The organism is Clavibacter sp. GW821-FHT01D01 (assembly GCF_059422605.1).
Map to the genome: position 1 here is coordinate 103,450 of NZ_JBWKXC010000003.1, position 22,143 is coordinate 125,592.

Genomic DNA, 22,143 nt, shown 5'->3' on the forward strand with positions numbered 1-22,143 from the left:
TCGGTCTCGGTCGGTGGCGGATCGGTGGGGCGAGCGCGTCAGCGCTTGCCCTTGACGATCTGCTCCTGGTTGACGTCCTCGGCCTTGGCGGGCTCGAACCTCTCGGATCCCACGGAGGCGAGCGGCTTGCCCTCGCCCGTCTGGAACTCGAGCTTGAATTGGTCCACGGCCTTGTCGAGGGCGTCGGTGATGTCGTCGGTGAGGACGTTCTTCTCCTTCAGCTGCGACAGGACCTCCGTGTTGCGGTGGAGGTGGTCGAGCAGCTCCCGCTCGAAGCGGAGGATGTCCTCGACGGGGACCTCGTCGAGCTTGCCCTTCGTGCCCGCCCAGATCGAGACGACCTGCTCCTCGATGGGGAACGGCGAGTACTGGGGCTGCTTGAGCAGCTCGGTGAGGCGCGCGCCGCGGGCGAGCTGACGACGGCTGGCCGCGTCGAGGTCGGACGCGAAGATCGCGAACGCCTCGAGGGAGCGGTACTGCGCGAGCTCGAGCTTGAGCGTGCCGGAGACCTTCTTGATGCTCTTCACCTGGGCGTCGCCGCCGACGCGGGACACCGAGATGCCGACGTCCACCGCGGGACGCTGGTTCGCGTTGAACAGGTCCGACTGGAGGAAGATCTGGCCGTCGGTGATGGAGATCACGTTGGTCGGGATGTACGCCGAGACGTCGTTCGCCTTCGTCTCGATGATGGGCAGGCCCGTCATGGAGCCGGCGCCCAGCTCGTCCGAGAGCTTGGCGCAGCGCTCGAGCAGGCGGGAGTGCAGGTAGAAGACGTCGCCGGGGTACGCCTCGCGTCCCGGCGGGCGGCGCAGGAGGAGCGAGACGGCGCGGTAGGCCTCGGCCTGCTTGGACAGGTCGTCGAAGATGATGAGGACGTGCTTGCCGCCGTACATCCAGTGCTGGCCGATGGCCGAGCCGGTGTAGGGCGCCAGGTACTTGAAGCCGGCGGGGTCGGACGCGGGGGACGCGACGATGGTCGTGTACTCCATGGCACCGGCCTCCTCGAGGGCACCGCGCACCGAGGCGATGGTGGAGCCCTTCTGGCCGATGGCGACGTAGATGCAGCGCACCTGCTTGTTCGTGTCGCCGGACTCCCAGTTGGCCTTCTGGTTGATGATCGTGTCGATCGCGATGGCCGTCTTGCCGGTCTGGCGGTCGCCGATGATGAGCTGGCGCTGGCCGCGGCCGATCGGGATCATGGCGTCGATGGCCTTGATGCCGGTCTGCATCGGCTCGTGCACGCTCTTGCGCTGCATGACGCCGGGCGCCTGGAGCTCGAGCGCGCGACGGCCCTCGGAGGCGATCTCGCCCTGGCCGTCGATGGGGTTGCCCAGCGGGTCCACGACGCGGCCGAGGTAGCCGTCGCCGACGGGGACGGAGAGCACCTCGCCGGTGCGGCGCACCTCCATGCCCTCCTCGATGCCGGCGAACTCGCCGAGCACGATGACGCCGATCTCGCTCTCCTCCAGGTTCTGGGCGAGGCCCAGGGTCCCGTCGGCGAACGTGATGAGCTCGTTGGCCATGACGCCGGGCAGGCCCTGCACGTGGGCGATTCCGTCGCCCGCGTCGAGCACGTAGCCGACCTCGGTGGTCGAGGCCTTGCCGGGCTCGTAGGACTGCACGAAGTCCTTGAGCGCGTCCCGGATCTCGTCGGGGCTGATCGAAAGTTCTGCCATCTTCTTTCCCTTTGCATTCACGAGGGCCGACGGCCCCCGAGGTGACGCCCGCCGGTCAGGCGAACTGGAGTCTCAAATCGTTGATCCTGGTGGCGACGCTGCCGTCGATGACGTCGTCGCCGATCTGGACGCGGAGGCCGCCGACGAGGTCGCGGTCCACGACCTGGTTCAGCTCGACCCGCCGGGAGTACCGGCGGCTCAGTGCCTGCGCGAGCCGCTCCGACTGCTCGGGCGACAGGGGCGACGCGACGCGGACCGTGGCGATGGTGAAGCCCGCCTGGTCGGCCACGACGGTGGCGGCGAAGCGCACGAGCTCTCCCATGCGGCGGCCGCGGGGCTGCTGCACGAGCTGCTCGACGATGACGATCGCCTGCTCCGACGCCCGGCCGTCGAGGAGACGGTGCACGAGCGTCGACTTCGCCACGGGGTCGCCCAGCTTGTCGCCGAGGGCGAGCTCCAGGGCGTCGTCCGTGGAGACGGCGCGGCCGAACGTGAACAGCTCCGCCTCGATGGGCGTGCCCTCGGGCGCCGAGATGGCCGCAGCACGGATGCCGAGCTCCTCGATGCCCGCGAGCAGCTCGCCGTTCGAGGACCAGCGGCCGTCGACGACCGCGCGGAGGACGCGGAGCGCCGGCTCCTGCACGGTGGCGCCGAAGACCCGGTCGACGATGCTGTGCTTGACCTCCGGCGCGATGCCGGTGTCCGCCAGCGCGGAGAGCAGGTGCGTGGATCCGCCGATGGCACGGCCGGCCCCGAGGAGCTGACCGGCCGTCGACAGGTCGACGCCCCCGAGCTCCGCGAGGACGCGGCGGGCCGAGTCCAGCGATGCGCGCGATGCACTGCCCATCAGCTGGCGGATCCCGTCCTGCCGGCGGTCTCGCTGGCCTCCAGGTCGGCGAGGAACCGGTCGACGAGCGCGGTGGAGCGCTGGTCGTCCGTGAGGCTCTGGCCGATGACGCCCGACGCGAGGTCGATCGCGAGCGACCCGACCTCGGACCGGAGCGAGACGACCGCCTGCTGGCGCTCGGCCTCGATCTGCTGCTGCGCGCTGGCGGTGATCCGGGCGGCGTCGGCCTGGGCCTGCTCCTTGATCTCCGCGGCGATCGCCGTGGCGTCGACCCGGGCCTGGTCGCGGATGCGACCGGCCTCGGCGCGTGCCTCGGCGAGCTGGGCGGTCAGCTCCGCCTTGGCGGCGTCCGCCTCGGCCTGGGCGCGCTCGGCCTTCTCGATGCCGCCGGCGATGGCCTCGGTGCGGCCGTCGAGCATGGCGTAGACGCGCGGCAGCGCGTACTTCCAGATGACGAGCAGGAGGACGACGAACACGACCGCCGACCACACGATGTCGTAGACCGCGGGAAGGAGGATGCTCGGCGCTTCTTCACCTGCCGCCATCACGTTGTGGGGCGTGAGCATGTGCGTGTCCCCTAGTTGGTGAAGATGAAGTAGGTCGCGAGGCCGATGAGCGCGAGCGCCTCGGAGAACGCGATGCCGAGGAACATCGTGGTGCGGAGGCTGCCGGCCATCTCGGGCTGGCGGGCCATGGCCTCGACGGTCTTGCCCGCGACGATGCCGACGCCGATGCCGGGGCCGATCGCTGCGAGGCCGTAGCCGACGGTCGCGATGTTGCCGTTGATCTCGGCGAGAATGATGGGGTCCACTGGGGTTTCCTTCCGGTTGGGTGATCTCGTGGGTGGACGAGATCGCTTAGTGCTCCTCCGCCACGGCCATCTGGATGTAGACGGCGGTGAGGAGGGCGAAGATGTAGGCCTGCAGGACGGCGACGAGCAGCTCGAAGAGCGTGAACGCGAATCCGAGGACGAGGGTGCCGGCGCCCAGGATCTTGAGCGCGCCCTGCGCCTCGAAGAGGAAGAACCACGTCGCGGAGAAGCAGAGCACCAGCAGGAGGTGCCCCACGAGCATGTTCATCAGGAGTCGGAGCGTGAGCGCGACCGGCCGGATGATGAACGTCGAGAGGAACTCGATGGGCGTGAGGAGGAGGTAGACCGCCTTCGGCGCACCGGCGGGGAACAGGGTGTTCTTGAAGAACATCACGCCCCGGTCCTTGATGCCGGCGTAGATGAAGGTGACGTACGCGACGACCGCGAGGAGCATCGGCAGGCCGATGACCGCGGTGCCCGCGATGTTCAGGAACGGGATGACGCCCGTCAGGTTCATGCCGAGGACCAGGAAGAAGATGGTCATGAGGATCGGGAGGAAGCGCCGGCCGTCCTTCTTGCCGAGGATGTCCTCCGCGATGTTGACGCGGACGAAGTCCACGCCCATCTCCATGAGGTTCTGACCGCGGCCGGGGACGAGCGACAGCTTCCGCGTGCCGACGACGAACAGGACCACCAGGACCACCATCACCAGGAGCCTGATGAGCATGATGCGGTTGAGGTCGAAGCCCGTGCCCTCGAAGAAGGCGATCGGCGGGAAGAACTCCGACAGCGTGGGAGCGTGGAACCCCTCACCCGAGTCTTCAGCGGCGAGGGTGATGATGCTGGGTGCAGCGGTGGCTAACAGCGCTATCTCCTGTTTCGGGGCGTGGAGCGCGAGCTCTCGCGGCGACGAACGGATGGGGTGAGAAGACGCCGGCGTGAGGTGGTTCTGGGCACGGCCCGACGGGAATCGTCACGAGAGAGACTATCAACAATGAGGGTGCCCTGACTAATCGCGTCCGCGGCGCGGAGCGGTCGGGCAGGACGCCTAGCGCCCGGGCAGGTGGGCGTCGCTGACGTAGCCCACGCGCGCCTTGGTGATGACGATCATGTCCACCACGAGCGCGCCCACGACGCCCACGATGACGGTCACGAACAGCACCACCAGGTTGATCCAGGGCTGCTCCTTGAGCGCGAGCGTGATGGCCAGGAACACGACGAACTTCAGCAGCCACGCGCCGAGCACGACGGAGAAGAACAGCGTCGGGTAGATCGGCGAGGACTGGAACCGGTTCGCGAACAGGATGCTGCCCGCCGTCAGGCCGAGGAACACGAGCGCCATGGCGCTGCCGATGACGGCGCTGAGGAGCCCGCGGCCGCCGTCGACCGCGAAGCCGACGACGCCGCCCACCACCGCGATGGCGAGGGCGAGCACGGCGCCGGCCACCAGGATGCGGGAGAAGACGTCCTTCTTGGCGGCGGGGCGCTCCGCGGGGACGGGGGCGGGGGCGCTGTCGGTCATGGTGTCTCCTTGCTGTCGCCCGGGTGCGGGCCGTCGGTGGGTCGGGTCGCGATGGCCCCGGTGGCGAGGTCGGCGTGCTCGCGCTCGACCGTCGCGAGCTCGGCCTCGGTGAGGCGCGCGAGGGGGCGGTCGGGGGCGGCCTCGTCGAGGGGGTCGAACGCGGCGGCGTCGTCGGAGTCCGCGTCGGCGGGGACCAGCTGCGCCGCGGCCTCGAGGCGCTTGCGCCGGCTGAGGGGGGCGAGCGTCACGACGGCGCAGGCGACCATGCCGACGGCGATGAAGCCGACGCCCCACGCGTACGGCTGCACGACGAACATGAGGAGGCAGCCGGCCGAGACGACGCCGGTCCACGCGTAGAAGATGAGGGTCGCGTGCAGGCGCGAGTGGCCCATGTCGAGCAGGCGGTGGTGCAGGTGCTTGCGGTCGGCGCTGAACGGCGACTTCCCCGCCTTGAGGCGCCGGAACACCGCGAGGGCGAAGTCGAGCAGCGGCACGATGAGGATCGCGAACGGCAGGAGGATCGGGAGGAACGCCGGCAGGAGCTGCGACCGGCCGAACGTCTCCGGGTTCGGGTCGATCTCGCCCGTGACGGCGATGGCGCTCGTGGCCATGAGGAGCCCGACCAGCAGCGCGCCGGCGTCGCCCATGAACAGCTTGGCGGGGTGCCAGTTGAAGGGGAGGAAGCCCAGGCACGCGCCGATGAGGATGGCGCTGATGAGCGACGCGAGGTTGAAGCGCTCCGTCTGGCCGGTCGCGGTGTCCGAGAGCAGGAAGCTGTAGAGGAAGAAGGCGCCGTTGGCGATGATCGCGACGCCGGCGACGAGGCCGTCCAGGCCGTCGATGAAGTTGACGGCGTTCATGACGAGGACGATGGCGAAGATCGTCAGCATGATCGACATCTGCGAGGAGCCGACGGTGAGGCCGCCGATGGGCAGCGAGGAGATCGCGACGCCCTGCCAGGCGAGGAGGCCCGCCGCGAGGATCTGCCCGGCCAGCTTGATCATCCAGTCGAGGTCGTAGACGTCGTCGAGGACGCCGATGACGACGATCATGAGCGCGGCGCCGAGGATCGCGATGACGGGGCCCGGCCGGTCGAAGACCAGCCCGAACCAGGAGACCTGCGACGCGACGGCGAAGGCCACCAGGATGCCCGCGAACATGGCCACGCCCCCCAGGCGCGGCGTCGGGCGGGTGTGCACATCGCGCGCGCGGATGGCGGGGTACAGCTTGTAGCGGTAGCCGAGCTTCATGACGACCATCGACAGGACGAGCGTGATGACCGCCGAGACGACCGCCATGGCCGCGTAGTAGGTCACCGGGGGTGCGCGGGCGGATCCGCGGGGGGCTCGGCGGAGGCGGGCGGCTCCTCGGATGCCGGCTGCGCGTCGGACGCCCGCTGCGCGTCGGGCTCGACGAACGCCGGGTAGGTCGGGCCCGCCTGCGGGTCCGCGGGGGCGGCCGGCTCGGGGACGCGGTCGCCGCGCTCGGCGCCGCTCGCCGTGCCGCGAGGCTCCTCGGGCGCGTCGGGGACGAGGGGCGACTCGGCCGCCGTGGCCGCGTCGCCGTCCGTCGCCGAAGCGTCCGTCGACGAGCCGACCGTCGGCGCACCCGTCGGCGCCTCGGATGCGGGCGCCTCGTCGACGGGCTCGGACGGCGCCTGCACGACGGGCTCGAGCTCGTCGCCGATGAGCTGCTGGATCTGCGCGCGCGTGACGGCGCCCTCCCGGACGATGCGGACGCGGCCGCCGGCCGCGGTGACGCGCGACGCGTCGACGATGGTCGAGGCCGCTCCCCCGGCGGCGCCGCCGTCGAGGAAGATCGAGACGCTCTCGCCGAGCTGGGCGACGGCCTCCTCGGCGCTGGCGGCGGCGGGCTCGCCCGTGCGGTTCGCGGACGACACCGCGAGGGGGCCGGTCTCCGCGAGCAGCTCCAGGGCGTACGGGTTGGCGGGCATGCGCAGGGCGACGGTGCCGCGCGTCTCGCCGAGGTCCCAGACGAGGGACGGCTGGGCCACGAGGATCACCGTGAGGCCGCCCGGCCAGAACTCGTCGACGAGGCGGCGGACGACGTCGGGGACGAAGTCGGCGAGGGCGTCGAGCGTGGACTGCCCGGGGATGAGGACGGGCGGCGGTGCGTCGCGGCCGCGGCCCTTCGCGTCGAGGAGCCGCTGCACGGCCTCGGGGTTGAAGGCGTCGGCGGCGATCCCGTACACGGTGTCCGTGGGGATGACGACGACCTCGCCGCGGCCCACCGCCTGTCGGGCGAGTCTCATGCCGGTGAGGAGGTCGGTGTCGACTGAGCAGTCGTAGATGCGCGCCATGTCGTCGCTCATCGTAGCCGAGCCGGTCGCCCGGGCCCTGAGCGGGGCGTCCGCGCCGCGCGCCCGCCCGCATACTGGGGCTCGTGACCACCGCGCCCTCCTCCCCCGACCCCCGCGGGCTGCTGTTCGTCTTCGACATGGACGACGTGCTGTACGACCACGACTGGCGGGGGCCCGCGGACCGCATCACGGAGGTGACGGGCCACGACCTCGCCGAGCTGCGCCGGCGCTGGTACAACGACGACGGGGAATGGGCCGCGGAGGCGGGGCGCTTCGACGCCGACGCGTACCTGGACGCCTTCTGCCGCGCCGTGGGCGTGGAGATGGACGAGGACGAGTGGGTCCGCCGCCGTCGCGCGTCGATGGTGGTGCGCCCGTCGGCGCTGGAGGCCGTGGCCCGCGCGCGGGAGGCCGGGCGCATCACGCTCCTGACCAACAACAACGCCCTGGCCGCTCGTCATCTGCCGACGCTCGCTCCCGAGCTGGTGCCGCTCTTCGGGCTCGAGCACCTCCGGACGTCGAGCGGGTACGGTGCGCGGAAGCCCGACCCCGCCGTCTTCCGCGGCGTGCTCGCCGCGTACGGCCACCCGGCCGAGCGGACCTTCTTCGCCGACGACCGGATCGACAACGTCGCCGCGGCGCGCGGGCTCGGCATCACCGGGCACCACGTGCGGGGACCCGGGGACCTCCTGCCGGCCGTGGAGGACTTCATCCGGCGCCGGACCGCGGCGTCGACGCGCGGAGCCGTCACGGGCTGAGCGCGATCGCGGTCGCCGCGGCGTCAGCGGACGGCGGTCGTCGCCCGATCGCGCCGCGTGAGGTCCTGGTGCGTGGACGTCGCGCGCCAGCCGTCGGCGTCGAGCAGGGCGCGGATCGCGTCGCCCTGCAGCTCGCCGTGCTCGATCACGAGGGCGCCGCCCGGGTGCAGGAGACGCCGCGCGGTGGTGGAGACGAGCCGCACGACGTCGAGGCCGTCCGTCCCGCCGTAGAGGGCGAGCGCGGGATCGTGCAGCCGCACCTCCGGGTCGCGCGGCACCGCGTCCACGGGGATGTACGGCGGGTTGGAGACGACGACGGACACCGTCCCGTCGAGCTCGGGGAAGGCGTCGGCCAGGTCGCCGAGGACGAGGTCGACGCGAGGTGCGAGCCGGGCGACGTTGCGGGCCGTCCAGGCGTGCGCGGCGGGCGAGACCTCGACGGCGTGCACGCGGGCGTGCGGGACCTCGGTCGCGAGCGCGAGCGCGAGCGCGCCGGACCCCGTGCCGAGGTCGACGGCGACGGGCGCGTCGCCGGGGGCCGCGCCGAGCGCGTCGATCGCCAGTTGGGCGACGTGCTCCGTCTCGGGACGCGGCACGAACACCCCGGGGCCGACCTGGAGCTCGAGGGAGCGGAAGTGGGCGACGCCCGTGATGTGCTGCAGCGGCTCGCGGCGCGCGCGGCGCGCGGTCAGCTCGAGCACGCGCGCGGCGTCCGCGGCGCCGACGGAGGCGCGCGTGATGGCGCGCGACTGCACCTCCCCGCGGGAGAGGCCGAGCACGTGGCCGATCAGGAGCTCCGCGTCCACCGCCGGGTCCTCGACGCCGGCCGCGGCCAGCGCCTGCCCGACGCGCATGCGGAGCTCGTCCACGGTCGAGGGGACGCCCTCCCCGTCAGGCACGCGCGAGCGGGCCGCGCGCCCGGATGCCGAGGGCGGCGGATCCGCGCGACGCGGGGCCCGCCACGCCGGGTCGGGCCGTCACGCGTCCGTCCCGAGCGCGTCGAGGCGCGCCTCCTCGTCGGCCAGGATGCACGACTCCACGACCGGGTCGAGGGCGCCGTCCATCACGGCGTCGAGGTTGTACGCCTTGTATCCCGTGCGGTGGTCCGCGATGCGGTTCTCCGGGAAGTTGTACGTGCGGATCCGCTCGGACCGGTCCATGGTGCGGATCTGGCTGCGGCGCACGGCCGAGGCCTCCGCGTCGATCTCCTCCTGCTGCTTCGCGAGCACGCGGGCGCGCAGCACGCGCATGCCGGCCTCGCGGTTCTGCAGCTGGCTCTTCTCGTTCTGCATCGCGACCACGATGCCCGTGGGCAGGTGGGTGATGCGGACGGCGGAGTCGGTCGTGTTGACCGACTGCCCGCCGGGGCCGGACGAGCGGTACACGTCGATCTTGAGGTCGTTGGGGTCGATGGCGACCTCCTCGACCTCCTCCACCTCGGGGATCACGAGCACGCCCGCGGCCGAGGTGTGGATGCGGCCCTGCGACTCGGTCGCCGGCACGCGCTGGACGCGGTGCACCCCGCCCTCGTACTTGAGGTGCGCCCACACGCCGAGCGCGGGGTCGTCGGAGGTGCCCTTGATGGCGACCTGCACGTCCTTGTAGCCGCCGAGGTCGCTCTGCGTCTGGCTGAGGACCTCGGTCTTCCAGCGGCGCGACTCGGCGTAGTGGAGGTACATGCGGAGGAGGTCGGCGGCGAACAGCGCGGACTCCGCGCCGCCCTCCCCCATCTTGATCTCCATGATCACGTCGCGGGCGTCGTCGGGGTCGCGCGGGATCAGGAGACGCCGGAGCCTCTCCTGCGCCTGGTCGAGCGACTCCTCCAGGCCGGGGATCTCGTCGGCGAACGCGGCGTCCTCCTCGGCCAGCTCGCGCGCGGCGGCAAGGTCGTCGCCGAGCTGGGTCCACTCCGCGTGGGCCGCGACGATCCGGCTGAGCTCCGCGTAGCGGCGGTTGACCTTGCGCGAGCGCGCGGCGTCGGCGTGCAGCTCGGGGTCGCCGAGCTGCTGCTGGAGCTCCTCGTGCTCCTCCAGCAGCTGGACGACGGACTCGAACACGCGTCAGCCCTTCTCGTGCGCGCCGTGCCCGTGGCTCTGGTGGGACACGCCGTTGGCGGTGTTGGGCATGGAGGCCTGGACCTTCATGAGGAACTCGACGTTGGACGTCGTCTCCTTCAGGCGGCTGAGGACGATCTCGAGGGCCTGCTGCTGCTCGAGCCCGGCGAGGGCGCGGCGCAGCTTCCAGGTGACCTTGACCTCGTCGGCGCCCATGAGCATCTCCTCGCGGCGCGTGCCGGAGGCGTTGACGTCGACGGCGGGGAAGATCCGCTTGTCGGCGAGGGCGCGGGAGAGGCGGAGCTCCATGTTGCCGGTGCCCTTGAACTCCTCGAAGATCACCTCGTCCATCTTGGATCCGGTCTCCACGAGCGCCGTGGCGAGGATCGTGAGCGATCCGCCGTGCTCGATGTTGCGCGCGGCCCCGAAGAAGCGCTTCGGCGGGTACAGCGCCGACGAGTCGACGCCGCCCGAGAGGATGCGGCCCGACGCCGGCGCCGCGAGGTTGTAGGCGCGGCCGAGGCGGGTGATCGAGTCGAGCAGGACGACCACGTCGTGGCCGAGCTCGACGAGGCGCTTCGCGCGCTCGATGGCGAGCTCCGCGACCGTGGTGTGGTCCTCCGCGGGACGGTCGAAGGTCGAGGCGATGACCTCGCCCTTCACCGTGCGCTGCATGTCGGTGACCTCCTCGGGACGCTCGTCGACCAGGACGACCATGAGGTGGACCTCGGGGTTGTTCGTGGCGATGGCGTTCGCGATGGCCTGGAGGACCAGCGTCTTGCCGGCCTTGGGCGGGGAGACGATGAGGCCGCGCTGGCCCTTGCCGATCGGCGACACGAGGTCGATGATCCGCGTCGTCAGCTTGGCCGGCTCGGTCTCGAGGCTGAGGCGGTCCTGCGGGTACAGCGGCGTGAGCTTGCCGAACTCGACGCGGTTCGCGGCCTCCTCGGGCGGCAGGCCGTTCACCGAGTCGATCTTCACGATGGCGTTGTACTTCTGGCGGCTCTGGCTGTCGTTCTCGCGTGGCTGGCGGATGGCGCCGACGATGGCGTCGCCCTTGCGCAGCGAGTGCTTCTTGACCTGGCCGAGCGAGACGTACACGTCGTTGGTGCCGGGCAGGTAGCCGGACGTGCGGACGAACGCGTAGTTGTCGAGCACGTCGAGGATGCCGGCGACGGGCAGGAGCACGTCGTCCTCGGTGACCTCGGGCTCGAAGTCGTCGCCGCCCTGGCCGCGCCCGCGCTTGCGGTCGCGGTACCGGCTGCGGCCGCCCCGGTCGTCGTCGCGGCCGAGGTCGGCGCGGGCCTGGTCGGCGCGCACGTCCTGCGTGCGGTCGCCCTGGCCGCGGCCGTTCTGGCGGGTGCGGCCCGTGCGGGCCTCCTCCTGCGCCTCGTCGTCGGCGTCGGGCTCGCGGGGCGCCTGCTCGCGGGGCGCCTGGTCGCGGCCGCCCTGCTGCTGGTCGTCCTGATCGCGGCCGCGGTCGCGGTTGCGGCGGTTGCGGCTGCGGTTGCGGCCGCCCTCGCGGCCCTCGCGGGCCTGGTCGTCGCGTCGGCCGTCCTGGCCGTCGGCGTCACGGTCGTCGCCCTGCCGCTCGGGCGCGGCGGCCTCGGTGGCCGGCGCGGACGCCTCCTGGGCCGGGGCGGCGGTCGCGTCCTGCGCGGCCGTGTCCTGGGCGTCGCGTCCTCCGCGGCGGCGGCCGCGGCCGGAGCGCTGCGCGGGGGCCTGCTCCTCGGTCGGCGCCTCGGCGGCGGGCGCCTCGGCCTCGGCGGGGACGAGCTGGTCGGCCGTCTGGCCGCTGTTCACGTGCTGCGCGGCCTGGCGGGGGGCCTCGGCGGCGGGGTCGACGACGCCGGCGCTCGAGGCGCGGCGCGACCCGCGGCGGCCCGTGGGCGCCTCGGTGCGGATCTGGTCGGTGCGGGTGTCGTCGGTGCGGGGCGCGTCGGCGCGGCCGGTGGTGGCCTGCGCGATGCGCGCCTCGAGGCCCGTGCTCGCGGGCTCGGCGACGGCGGGGGCCTCGACGGGCTCCTCGATGCGCTCCGGCACGATGCGGGCGGTGGTGGCGCGGCGGGATCCGCGGCCGGAGCGCGCGGGCTGCTCGGCGACGGGCTGCTCGGCGACGGGGGCCTCGACGACGGGGGCCTCCGCCGGGGCGGCGTCCGCGGCCGGAGCGGCGTCGGCGACGACGGGCTCCGAGGCGGGGGCCTCCTCGACGGCGGGCGCCGCGTCCGCGGCGGGGGTCGCGTCGCCGGACTCGGCGGGCGCGTCGGAGGCGACGGCCTCCGCGAGGGCGGGGACGGTGAGCCCCCGGGCAGCCTGGATCTCGGAGATCGCGGTCACGAGCTCGCCCTTCCGGAGCTTGGAGCCGCCCGGGATCCCGAGCTCGGAGGCGATGGCCTGGAGCTGGGAGACGCGGAGCGCGCTCAGGTCCGCGACGGTGGCGCGGTTGTCGACATCGGTCATGTGCGTGGGTCCTTTCCCCGATCCGCCGGGACGAAGCCCGTGCGGAGGAGAGCCGATCGCGTGTGTCTCTGCCGAGCGGCGGACGGTCTGATTCCGTCCGGAGCTGCTGTCGGGCACGAAGGCACGGGATCTTGCAGAGACGACAGCGGGTGAGTGGTGAGAACGACCACCGGGACCGGATCTCCGACGCGCATGCGTGGATCCGTCGACCCCGGGGTCGCGACGAGCCTAGCACCCGGCGCGCCGCCCGCGGGGGGAACGGCGCGCCGGGTCGTGCGGATGCGGCTAGGCGGCGGGATCGGCGCCGGCGTCGACGACCTGGACCGTGCAGCCCTTGACGTCCACGGCGAGCATGAGCGCCTGCCAGGGCGAGGAGCTGCGCTCCGCCACGAGCTCGGCGGCCGTGAGCCGCTGGCCCGGGTCGCTGCCGAGGACGAGCAGCGACGGGCCCGCCCCGGAGACGACGGCCGCGTAGCCCCGCTCGCGGAGCAGGTGGATGAGCTCGTTCGTCTCGGGCATCGCCGCGGCGCGGTAGTCCTGGTGCAGGCGGTCCTCGGTGGCGGCGAGCAGGAGCTCGGGGCTCTGGATGAGGGCGGCGATGAGGAGCGCCGAGCGGGAGACGTTGAAGATCGCGTCCTCGTGCGGGACCGACTCCGGCTGGAGGCTGCGCGCGAGCGCGGTGGACATGGTGGCCACCGGGACGAGCACGAGCGGCGAGACGCCGCGGTGCACGGCCAGCTTCTTGTGCTGCGGCCCCGCGCCGTCGACCCACGCGATGGTGAGGCCGCCGAAGAGCGCGGGCGCCACGTTGTCCGGGTGCCCCTCCATCTCGGTGGCGAGGCGGAGCAGCGCGTCGGCGTCGATCTCGACCGTGCCCTGCAGGAGGCCCTGCGCCGCCATGATGCCGGAGACGATGGCGGCGCCGGAGGAGCCGAGGCCGCGGCCGTGCGGGATCCGGTTCTCGGCGACGAGGTCGAGGCCGGGCAGCGGCTGGTCGAACGCGGCGAAGGTGTGCGCGATCGCGGTGACGACGAGGTTGGACGCGTCGGTCGGCACCTCGTCCGCGCCGACGCCGCGGACGTCGACCGTCGCGCCGGGCTCGTCGCGGACGGTGACCGTGAGGTCGTCGTAGAGCGCGAGCGCGAGGCCCAGGGTGTCGAAGCCGGGGCCGAGGTTGGCGCTCGTGGCGGGCACGCGCACCTGCACGCGCCGCCCGACGGCGAGGGGCGAGCCGGTCCGGCCGTCGGTCACGACGCGACCAGGTCGAGCACGCCCGCGATCTCGGCGACGTCGACGCCGACGCTGGTGGGGGCGACGTCGGAGCCGTCGGCCGTGCGGAGCGCCCACTGCGGGTCCTTCAGGCCGTGGCCCGTGACCGTGAGGACGACGGTGGCGCCCTGGGGGATCTGCCCGGCCTCGGCGCGCTCGAGGAGCCCCGCGACGCTGATGGCCGACGCCGGCTCCACGAAGATGCCGACCTCGGCGGACAGGATGCGGTGCGCCTCGAGGATCTTCGCGTCGGAGATCGCGCCGAAGTAGCCGTCCGTGAGCAGCTGCGCCTCGAGGGCGAGCTTCCACGACGCGGGGTTGCCGATGCGGATGGCGCTGGCGATGGTGTCGGGGTCCTTGACGATGGCACCGTCGACGATGGGCGCGCTGCCCGCGGCCTGGAAGCCGAACATGCGCGGGAGGCGCGTGGCGTTGCCCGCCTCGAGGTCCTCGCGGTAGCCGCGCGTGTACGCGGTGTAGTTGCCGGCGTTGCCGACGGGGATGAAGTGGAAGTCCGGCGCGTCGCCCAGGACCTCGACGACCTCGAAGGCACCCGTCTTCTGGCCCTCGATGCGGTCGTTGTTGACGGAGTTGACGAGGTGCACCGGGTAGTTGGCGCTGAGCTCCCGCGCGATGTCGAGGCAGTCGTCGAAGTTGCCGCGCACCTGGAGCAGCTGGGCGTCGTGCGCGACGGCCTGGCTGAGCTTGCCCATCGCGATCTTGCCCTCGGGCACGAGCACGGCGGCGGTGATGCCCGCGTGCGTCGCGTACGCCGCGGCCGACGCGGACGTGTTGCCGGTCGACGCGCAGATGACGGCCTTGGCCCCGTGCTCCACGGCCTTCGAGATCGCCATGGTCATGCCGCGGTCCTTGAACGAGCCCGTGGGGTTCATGCCCTCGTACTTGACCCAGACCTTCGCACCCGTGCGGGCGGACAGGGCGGGCGCGGGGATGAGCGGGGTGCCGCCCTCGCCGAGCGTGATGATCGGGGTGGCGTCCGTGACGTCGAGGCGGTCGGCGTATTCGCGGAGCAGTCCGCGCCATTGGTGGGCCATCAGGCTCCTTCTACTCGGAGGACGCTCGCGACTGCCGTCACCGCGTCGAGGTTCGACACCGCGTCGACGGTGGCCCGGAGGGCCGCGTCGGTGGCGCGGTGCGTGCCGATCACCAGGCTAGCGGTGGGCCGGTCGCCCGCCCCTCCCGCCACGGGAGCCTGGTGCGTGGTCTGCTCCAGCGTCTCGACGGAGACGCCGTGCTCGCTGAACAGGTGCGCGATGCGGGCGAGCACGCCCGGCTCGTCCGCCACCTGGAGCGTGATCTGGTACTGGGTCGTGATCGCGCCCACGGGCAGCGTCTCGAGGTCGGCGTGCGCCGACTCGGCGACGCCCGGCCCGCCGACGACGTGGCGCCGCGCGGCGGAGACGACGTCGCCGAGCACGGCGGACGCCGTCTGCACTCCCCCGGCGCCGGCGCCGTAGAACATGAGGTCGCCAGCGGCCTCGGCCTCCACGAACACGGCGTTGTTCGCGCCGTGCACCGCGGCGAGCGGGTGGTCGCGCGGCACGAGGGCCGGGTAGACGCGGGCGGAGACGCCGTCGCGGCCGGTGGCGGGGTCGGTGAGGCGCTCGCAGATGGCCAGCAGCTTGATCACGTAGCCGGCCTTCCGCGCGGAGTCGAACTGCGCGGACGAGAGGCCGGTGATGCCCTCGCGGTGCACGGCCTCGACGGGCACGCGCGTGTGGAAGGCGAGGCTCGCGAGGATGGCCGCCTTCTGCGCGGCGTCGTAGCCCTCGATGTCGGCCGTGGGGTCGGCCTCCGCGTAGCCGAGCTCCGTCGCCGTCGCGAGGGCCTCCGCGAAGCCGAGCCCGCGGGTGTCCATCTCGTCGAGGATGTAGTTCGTCGTGCCGTTGACGATGCCGAGGATGCGCTCGACCCGGTCGCCGGCGAGGCTGTCGCGCAGCGGCCGGATGATGGGGATGGCGCCCGCGACGGCCGCCTCGTAGTAGAGCTGGGCGCCCACCTGCTCGGCCGCCTCGAAGAGCTCCGGGCCGTGCGTCGCGACGAGTGCCTTGTTGGCGGTCACGACGTCGGCGCCGGAGCGGATCGCCTGGAGGATGTGCGTGCGGGCCGGCTCGATGCCGCCCATCAGCTCGATGACGATGTCGGCGCCGAGGATGAGCGTCTCCGCGTCGGTGGTGAGGAGCTCGCGCGGGACGGACGCGTCGCGGGGCGCGTCGGCGTCGCGCACGGCGATGCCGACGAGCTCCAGCCGCGCGCCGACGCGCTGCGCCAGCTCGTCGCCGTGCTCCCGCATGAGGCGCGCCACCTGGGTGCCGACCGAGCCGCAGCCCAGCAGGGCGACGCGCAGGTTCCGGTACTCGATCATCGTGCTCCGTTCACGTTCGGGGATGCGGCGGCGGTCGTGTCGTCGACGGGCGTGCCCGCGAGGGGCGTGCCCGCGTCGCGCGCGAGGAGGTCGTCCACGGTCTCGCCGCGCACGATCACGCGCGCCCGGCCGTCGCGCACGGCGACGACGGGCGGACGGCCGATCCAGTTGTAGTTGCTCGCGAGCGACCAGCAGTAGGCGCCGGTGGCGGGGACGGCGACGAGGTCGTCGGGGCGCACGTCGCCCGGGAGGTAGTCGGCGAGGACGACGAGGTCGCCGCTCTCGCAGTGCCCGCCGGCGACGCGGACGAGCGCGGGCTCGGCATCCGACGAGCGGCCGGCGAGGCGCACGCCGTAGTCGGCGCCGTAGAGGGCCGGCCGCGCGTTGTCGCTCATCCCGCCGTCGACGCTGACGTAGCGGCGGACGGCCGTCTCGGCCTCCTCCGCGACGCGCGGGTCCTCGACGTCGCCCGTGGCCGACTCCGCCTCCGCGACCTCGCCGTCGACCCCGCCGACCGTCACGAGGACGTCCTTGACGGTGCCGACCGTGTAGAGCGTCGCGGTGGAGGGCCCCACGATGCTGCGGCCGGGCTCGACCGCGATGACCGGCACCGCGATGCCGCGGCGGGCGCATTCGTCGCCCACGATGCGGGTGAGGCGGCGGGCGATCTCGGGGACGGGCACGGGGCGGTCGACGGACGTGTAGGCGATGCCGAAGCCCCCGCCGAGGTTGAGCTCGGCGACCGGGCCGTCGGCGAGGAGCCGCTCGTGGAGGTCGAGGAGCCGGCGCGCGGACTCGACGAAGGCGTCGGTCTCGAAGATCTGGCTGCCGATGTGCGCGTGGAGCCCGGTGAAGGAGAGGGATGCGTGGGAGCGGATGCGCGCCACGACGTCGGGCGCGTCCGCGAGCGTGATCCCGAACTTCTGGTCCTCGCGCGCGGTGGCGAGGTACTCGTGCGTGTGGGCGTGCACCCCGCTGTTCACGCGGAGCCGGACGGCCTGCACCCGGCCGTGCGCGGCGGCGGCCGCCGCGATGCGCTCGACCTCGATGACGCTGTCGACGACGATCTGGCCGATGCCGACAGCGACCGCGCGGTCGATGTCGACGATGGACTTGTTGTTCCCGTGGAAGCCGAGACGGGCGGGGTCGGCCCCGGCCGCCAGCGCCACGGCGAGCTCGCCGCCTGAGCACACGTCGATGTGGAGGCCCTCCTCCGCCATCCAGCGCGCGACCTCGATGCTGAGGAAGGCCTTGCCCGCGTAGTACACGCGCGCGGTCGTGCCCACGGCCCCGGCCTCCCGCGTGAAGGCGGCGAGCGCCTCGGCGGCGCGTCCCCGGACGTCGTCCTCGTCCATCACGTACACGGGTGTGCCGAACCGCTCGGCCAGCTCGGCGGCGCCGACGCCGGCGATGCGGATGGCGCCGTCGTCGTCGCGCACGGTGCCGCGGGACCAGACCGCGGGATCCAGCGCGTTGGCGTCGTCGGGCGGCCGCAGCCAGGACGGAGCCAGGGGGTTCGCGGTCACGTGGGTCACCTCTTCGGGCGCGGGGCGGACGTGCGGGATGGCGAGCGGACCCGGTGTGGTCCCTGAAGCCGAAAGGGGGCGGTGCGAGCCATCCTACCGAGGCGCGCCGGGGCGCCCGGCCCATGTGACGGCCGCTCCGACGGCCCGCCGCGACGGGCTAGCGGCAGGTGCCGGTGACCCCGACCGAGTCCCGCGTGAGCTTCAGCGAGGTGGACCGCACCGTGACGGAGGCGCGCCCGTCGGCGATGGTCACGTCCTGCACGTCGACGCCCGCCGGGAGGTACTGGGCGACGCACACCGGGTAGGTGATGTCGCGGATGCCCTGGATCGTCTGCGCGAGGTCGACCTCGAACGAGCCCGCCTGCACGGTCACCTCGGCGGGCGTGATGACCACGGTCGAGGGATCCCGCAGCACGGGCGTGGCGGCGACCGTGTAGCCGAGGGTGAGGCCGAGGACCCGCGTCGACCCGCGGTAGCCGAGCGTGCCGTCGCCGAAGAGCAGGTCGGGCGGCGTGCCCGCCGTGCGCTGCAGCAGCGCGCTGGCCGGCGCCTGGTCCATCGACACGGTCGCGACCACCTCCCCGACGGTGCGCTCCTGGTCGGTGGGCACGTCGGTGGCGACGATGCGGGCCTGGAACGGCGTCCCGTCGGCCTGCAGGTTCGGCCCCTCCAGCACCACGCGGTCGAGGGTGCCGCGGATGAGCTGCGGGATCACCCAGTCGCCCTCGATGGAGACGTTCACGCGGCCGGTGACCTGCCCGGGCAGCTGCTCGGCGATCCGCTGCTCCGCCTGGTCCTCGGCGACGCCCCGGACGGTCTGGTCGACGATGCGCAGGCCGAACGCGAGCCCCACGCCGATGACCGCGAGGACGATGAGCCAGATGACCACCGTGCCGCCGCGCGGCCCGCGCCGCCGGCGCCGGGCCTCGCGGGGATCGCTGCGCTCGGGCGCCCCGAACACCTCCGTGCCCTGGAACCGTCCCGCCATGCCCCGCTCCCCTACATGCGCTCGGGGGCGGAGACGCCCACGAGGTCGAGGCCGTTCGCGACGACCTGCCGGACCGCGTCGTTCAGCCACAGGCGCGTGCGGTGCAGGTCGGTGACCTCCTCGTCGCCCCGCGGGACGACGCGGCAGTTGTCGTACCAGCGGTGGTAGGAGCCGGCGAGCTCCTCGACGTACCGGGCGACGCGGTGCGGCTCGCGGAGCTCGGCCGCCTGGGCCACGATGCGGGGGAACTCCTGGAGGAGCCCCAGCAGCGCGGACTCCGTGGGATGCGTCAGCAGCTCGGGCGCGAAGGCGCTCCGGTCGACGCCCGACGCGGCGGCGTTCCGGTCGACCGCGCAGGTGCGCGCGTGGGCGTACTGCACGTAGAAGACGGGGTTGTCGTTGGTGCGCTTGCCGAGGACGGCGAGGTCGATGTCGAGGTTCTGGTCGGCGGAGGAGCGCACGAGCGAGTAGCGGCCCGCGTCCACGCCCACCGCGTCCACCAGGTCGTCGAGCGTGACGATGGTGCCGGCGCGCTTGCTCATCTTCACCGGCTCGCCGTCGCGCAGCAGGTTGACCATCTGGCCGATGAGGATCTGCAGGTTCACGCCCGGCGTGTCGCCGAAGGCCTCGACCATGGCCATCAGCCGGCCGACGTAGCCGTGGTGGTCGGCGCCCAGCATGATGATGTTCTGCTCGAAGCCGCGCTCGCGCTTGTCGAGGTAGTACCCGAGGTCGCCGGAGATGTAGGCGGGCTCGCCCGTGGAGCGGATCACGACGCGGTCCCGGTCGTCGCCGAACGTGGTGGTGCGGAGCCAGACGGCGCCGTCCTCCTCGAAGACGTGCCCGAGCTCCGTGAGGCGGGCGACGGCGCGGTCGACCGCGCCGGACTCGTGCAGCGAGTCCTCGTGGAAGAACACGTCGAAGTCGACGCCGAAGTCGTGGAGCTTCTGCTTGATCTCGCCGAACATCAGCTCGGTGCCGGCGCTGCGGAACACCTCCTGCTGGGCCTCGCGCGGCAGCGCGTCGATGTCGCCGTCGTAGCCCTCGACCACGCGCGCGGCGATCTCGCCGATGTAGGCGCCGCCGTACCCGTCCTCCGGGGTCTCCTCCCCGAGGTGGCTGGCGAGGAGGCTCCGCGCGAAGCGGTCGATCTGGGAGCCGTGGTCGTTGAAGTAGTACTCCCGCGTGACGTCCGCGCCCTCGGCCTGGAGGATCCGGGCGAGGCTGTCGCCGACGGCCGCCCAGCGCACGCCGCCGAGGTGGATGGGGCCGGTCGGGTTCGCGGAGACGAACTCGAGGTTGATGCGGATTCCGTCGAGCGTCGTGCCGCGGCCGTACGCCTCGCCGGACTCGACGATCGTCCGCGCGAGGGCTCCGGCGGCGGCGGCCTCGAGGGTGATGTTGATGAAGCCGGGCCCGGCGACGTCGACCGCGGCGACCTGCGGAAGGGCGCCGAGCTCCTCGGCGATCTCCGCGGCGATGGCGCGCGGGCTCTCCCCGAGCGGCTTGGCGATGCGCATGGCGATGTTCGTGGCCCAGTCGCCGTGGTCGCGGTTGCGCGGGCGCTCCAGCACGACCATGTCGGGGCTGAGGGTGAGGGCGTCCCCGCCGGGTCGTCGTCCTGCCGTCCGAGCCACGATGTCGAACAGGGCGCCGGTCAGGTCGGGGGTCGTCATGGGGAACGATCCTACCGGCGGGCGGGATGCCGTCCGGCCGCTGGGCCGCGCCTCCGCCCGCCCGTCCCGCGGCCCGCCCGCGTCCCGTCGCACCACCCGTCCGCGACCCGCCGCGCGGCCCCGTGGTCGCGTCCCGTGCGCCCCGGGGAGGATCCCAGCGGGGTCACCCCCGGCCTCGGTAGGGTGTCGATCCCGCCTCCCCGCACGTGGCCCGTCGCCGCGCGCCGACCGTCGCATCCGCGGCGCGTCAGGATCCGAAGGAGCACCACCATGCCCGTCCGCCTCCCCGCGCCCGCCCGGAGCCGCGTCGCGCGGCCCGCTCCCCTCGTCGTCGCCGGCCTCGCGGTGACGCTCCTCCTCGCCGGCTGCTCGAACCCGCAGCCGCTGCAGCCGTCCACGCCCGACCCCTCGGCGAGCGCGGGCGGCGGCCAGGGGACGGGCGGCGGATCCGGCACGGGGGCGAGCGCGTCCCCCACTCCCGCCCCGCCGAAGGGCACGCCCGTCACCACGACGTGCGACGAGCTGCTGCCCGACCTCGCGTCGTTCGGATCCGGCTTCGCCTCCGAGCCGCTCCCGGCCGACGCCTCCGCCGACGGGCTGCGCGCCGACGTGCTCGCCATGCAGGGCATCGCGTGCGGCTTCGCGTCGGCGGACGGCACGACGGTCGAGATCGACGTGGCCCAGCCCGTCGCCGCGGAGCTGCAGTCGCGGCGCGATGCGGCGATCCTCCAGGCCGACCCCATCGCGGGCTACCCCTCGGGCGTCGAGGCCTACTTCGAGCTGCAGGAGGCGGCGGGCGTCGCCACCATCTACTCGTCGGAGCACATGGTCGTCATGCGCTCCGCCGCGTTCTTCGAGCCCGGCGACCACGCGGAGCTCGGCAACGCGGTGCTGACGACCGTCGGCGGCTGATCCCGCGCCGGATCCCGCGCGACTCGTCGGACGCGCCGGACCCGGGGGACGGATCAGCCGAGGCGGACGGGCGCCGCGAGGTCGTCGACGGGCAGCTCGTCGACCGTCGCGAGCACCTCCATCCGGGAGATGGTCACGAGGCTCCGCGTGTTGGTGAGGAACGCGGTGTCGGACGCGTCGCGTCCCGTCGAGATGCGCAGCAGGCTCTGCCGGGGCGCGAGGCCGGTCGCGTCCACCACGTGCCAGGCGCCGTCGACCCAGGCCTCGGCGACGGCGTGGAAGTCCATGGGGCTGAGGCCCGGGGCGTAGACGGCGGCGAGGCGCGCGGGCACGTCGAGCGCCCGGAGCATCGCGATGACCAGGTGCGCGTAGTCGCGGCAGACCCCGCGGCGCGCGAGGAGGGTGCGGACCGCGCCGTCCGTGGGGAGGCTGGACCCGGGCGCGTAGCGCAGCGACCCGGCGACGAAGGCCCGCACCGCGGCGAGGAGCGGCAGCCCCTCGAGGCCGCGGAACTCGCCGCGCGCGGTGGGGAACAGGGTGTCGGACTCGCAGTAGCGGCTCGGTCGCCGGTAGACCCAGAGGTCGACGTCGTCGAGGGGCGCGGGGTCCCGCCGCCCGGTCACGGTCGCGCGGTACTCCATCGTCAGGACGCCCGCCCCGCTCGTGAGCACGTGCAGGCGCGTGTCGTGCCGATCGACGACCTCGGTCGCCACGACCGGGACCCCGTCGAGGGCGAAGGACAGGGACTCCGACGCGATGTCGGCTCCGCGGGCGACGGCGACCGCGAACGCCATCTCGCTCTCGCCGGAGACCTGCAGCTCGAGCATGGAGGAGACGTCGCGGCGCATGCGTCCATCGTGGCATCGGATGCGCCGCACCGCCCACGCGGGCCCCGCCGTCTTCGGGACGGGTCCGGCCTTCGGCTCGTCGGCGGGTGC

20 protein-coding genes are annotated in these 22,143 nt (G+C 73.3%); 2 read left to right on the forward strand and 18 right to left on the reverse strand.

Going from position 1 to position 22,143, the window contains the following annotated elements:
* Positions 1 to 38: 38 nt before the first annotated feature.
* The 8 genes from atpA to AC07VC_RS06055 form a co-directional block, all read right to left on the reverse strand.
* The gene (gene atpA / locus AC07VC_RS06020) at positions 39 to 1,676 is read right to left on the reverse strand and encodes a F0F1 ATP synthase subunit alpha (protein WP_094115478.1); all 1,638 of its coding nucleotides are present in this window, start codon (positions 1,674 to 1,676) and stop codon (positions 39 to 41) included.
* A 55-nt stretch (positions 1,677 to 1,731) separates the two neighbouring features.
* Positions 1,732 to 2,523 (reverse strand): F0F1 ATP synthase subunit delta, encoded by a 792-nt coding sequence (locus AC07VC_RS06025; RefSeq protein ID WP_494675499.1) that lies wholly within the window; start codon positions 2,521 to 2,523, stop codon positions 1,732 to 1,734.
* The gene (locus AC07VC_RS06030; protein ID WP_094115477.1) at positions 2,523 to 3,089 is read right to left on the reverse strand and encodes a F0F1 ATP synthase subunit B; all 567 of its coding nucleotides are present in this window, start codon (positions 3,087 to 3,089) and stop codon (positions 2,523 to 2,525) included. Before AC07VC_RS06030 ends, AC07VC_RS06025 begins: the two co-directional genes overlap by 1 nt.
* Positions 3,090 to 3,100: 11 nt before the next feature.
* A complete protein-coding gene (locus AC07VC_RS06035) occupies positions 3,101 to 3,334 on the reverse strand; it encodes an ATP synthase F0 subunit C (RefSeq protein WP_012037850.1) in 234 nt (77 codons plus the stop codon).
* Between the two features lie 46 nt (positions 3,335 to 3,380).
* Positions 3,381 to 4,205: a F0F1 ATP synthase subunit A gene (gene atpB / locus AC07VC_RS06040; protein ID WP_494676554.1), complete on the reverse strand. Its 825-nt coding sequence runs from the start codon at positions 4,203 to 4,205 to the stop codon at positions 3,381 to 3,383.
* Between the two features lie 177 nt (positions 4,206 to 4,382).
* The gene (locus AC07VC_RS06045; RefSeq protein ID WP_494675498.1) at positions 4,383 to 4,856 is read right to left on the reverse strand and encodes a Cg1360 family ATP-synthase-associated protein; all 474 of its coding nucleotides are present in this window, start codon (positions 4,854 to 4,856) and stop codon (positions 4,383 to 4,385) included.
* Positions 4,853 to 6,172: an MraY family glycosyltransferase gene (locus AC07VC_RS06050; protein WP_317229953.1), complete on the reverse strand. Its 1,320-nt coding sequence runs from the start codon at positions 6,170 to 6,172 to the stop codon at positions 4,853 to 4,855. Before AC07VC_RS06050 ends, AC07VC_RS06045 begins: the two co-directional genes overlap by 4 nt.
* Positions 6,169 to 7,188, reverse strand: a complete 1,020-nt coding sequence (locus AC07VC_RS06055) for an L-threonylcarbamoyladenylate synthase (RefSeq protein WP_494675497.1) — start codon at positions 7,186 to 7,188, stop codon at positions 6,169 to 6,171. The genes AC07VC_RS06050 and AC07VC_RS06055 overlap by 4 nt, the downstream gene beginning before the upstream one ends.
* 71 nt (positions 7,189 to 7,259) lie before the next feature.
* On the opposite strand from AC07VC_RS06055, the gene AC07VC_RS06060 reads away from it, so the two are divergent.
* Complete coding sequence (locus AC07VC_RS06060; RefSeq protein ID WP_494675496.1) at positions 7,260 to 7,934, forward strand: HAD-IA family hydrolase; 675 nt, start codon at positions 7,260 to 7,262, stop codon at positions 7,932 to 7,934.
* A 23-nt stretch (positions 7,935 to 7,957) separates the two neighbouring features.
* On the opposite strand, the gene prmC is transcribed toward AC07VC_RS06060, so the two are convergent.
* The 9 genes from prmC to argS form a co-directional block, all read right to left on the reverse strand.
* Entirely contained in the window at positions 7,958 to 8,833 is an 876-nt protein-coding gene (prmC, locus tag AC07VC_RS06065; protein ID WP_494675495.1) for a peptide chain release factor N(5)-glutamine methyltransferase, read from the reverse strand.
* Positions 8,834 to 8,911: 78 nt separating this feature from the next.
* The gene (gene prfA / locus AC07VC_RS06070; RefSeq protein WP_317231116.1) at positions 8,912 to 9,991 is read right to left on the reverse strand and encodes a peptide chain release factor 1; all 1,080 of its coding nucleotides are present in this window, start codon (positions 9,989 to 9,991) and stop codon (positions 8,912 to 8,914) included.
* A gap of 3 nt (positions 9,992 to 9,994) precedes the next feature.
* Positions 9,995 to 12,448, reverse strand: coding sequence for a transcription termination factor Rho (rho, locus tag AC07VC_RS06075; RefSeq protein ID WP_494675494.1), 2,454 nt, complete (start codon positions 12,446 to 12,448; stop codon positions 9,995 to 9,997).
* 285 nt (positions 12,449 to 12,733) lie between these two features.
* A complete protein-coding gene (thrB, locus tag AC07VC_RS06080) occupies positions 12,734 to 13,699 on the reverse strand; it encodes a homoserine kinase (protein WP_494675493.1) in 966 nt (321 codons plus the stop codon).
* Complete coding sequence (gene thrC / locus AC07VC_RS06085; RefSeq protein ID WP_317229183.1) at positions 13,696 to 14,772, reverse strand: threonine synthase; 1,077 nt, start codon at positions 14,770 to 14,772, stop codon at positions 13,696 to 13,698. Before thrC ends, thrB begins: the two co-directional genes overlap by 4 nt.
* Positions 14,772 to 16,103: a homoserine dehydrogenase gene (locus tag AC07VC_RS06090; protein WP_317229184.1), complete on the reverse strand. Its 1,332-nt coding sequence runs from the start codon at positions 16,101 to 16,103 to the stop codon at positions 14,772 to 14,774. Before AC07VC_RS06090 ends, thrC begins: the two co-directional genes overlap by 1 nt.
* Entirely contained in the window at positions 16,100 to 17,629 is a 1,530-nt protein-coding gene (locus AC07VC_RS06095) for a diaminopimelate decarboxylase family protein (protein WP_317229185.1), read from the reverse strand. The genes AC07VC_RS06090 and AC07VC_RS06095 overlap by 4 nt, the downstream gene beginning before the upstream one ends.
* A gap of 157 nt (positions 17,630 to 17,786) precedes the next feature.
* The gene (locus AC07VC_RS06100; RefSeq protein WP_494675492.1) at positions 17,787 to 18,617 is read right to left on the reverse strand and encodes an LmeA family phospholipid-binding protein; all 831 of its coding nucleotides are present in this window, start codon (positions 18,615 to 18,617) and stop codon (positions 17,787 to 17,789) included.
* A gap of 11 nt (positions 18,618 to 18,628) precedes the next feature.
* Positions 18,629 to 20,293, reverse strand: a complete 1,665-nt coding sequence (gene argS / locus AC07VC_RS06105; protein ID WP_494675491.1) for an arginine--tRNA ligase — start codon at positions 20,291 to 20,293, stop codon at positions 18,629 to 18,631.
* A gap of 270 nt (positions 20,294 to 20,563) precedes the next feature.
* Between argS and AC07VC_RS06110 the strand changes: the two genes are divergently transcribed.
* On the forward strand, positions 20,564 to 21,205 hold the full coding sequence (locus AC07VC_RS06110) for a hypothetical protein (RefSeq protein ID WP_317229188.1): 642 nt from the start codon (positions 20,564 to 20,566) through the stop codon (positions 21,203 to 21,205).
* A 53-nt stretch (positions 21,206 to 21,258) separates the two neighbouring features.
* Here the strand turns inward: AC07VC_RS06110 and AC07VC_RS06115 are convergent, their stop codons facing one another.
* Entirely contained in the window at positions 21,259 to 22,053 is a 795-nt protein-coding gene (locus AC07VC_RS06115; protein WP_317229189.1) for a transglutaminase-like domain-containing protein, read from the reverse strand.
* Between the last annotated feature and the right edge of the window lie 90 nt (positions 22,054 to 22,143).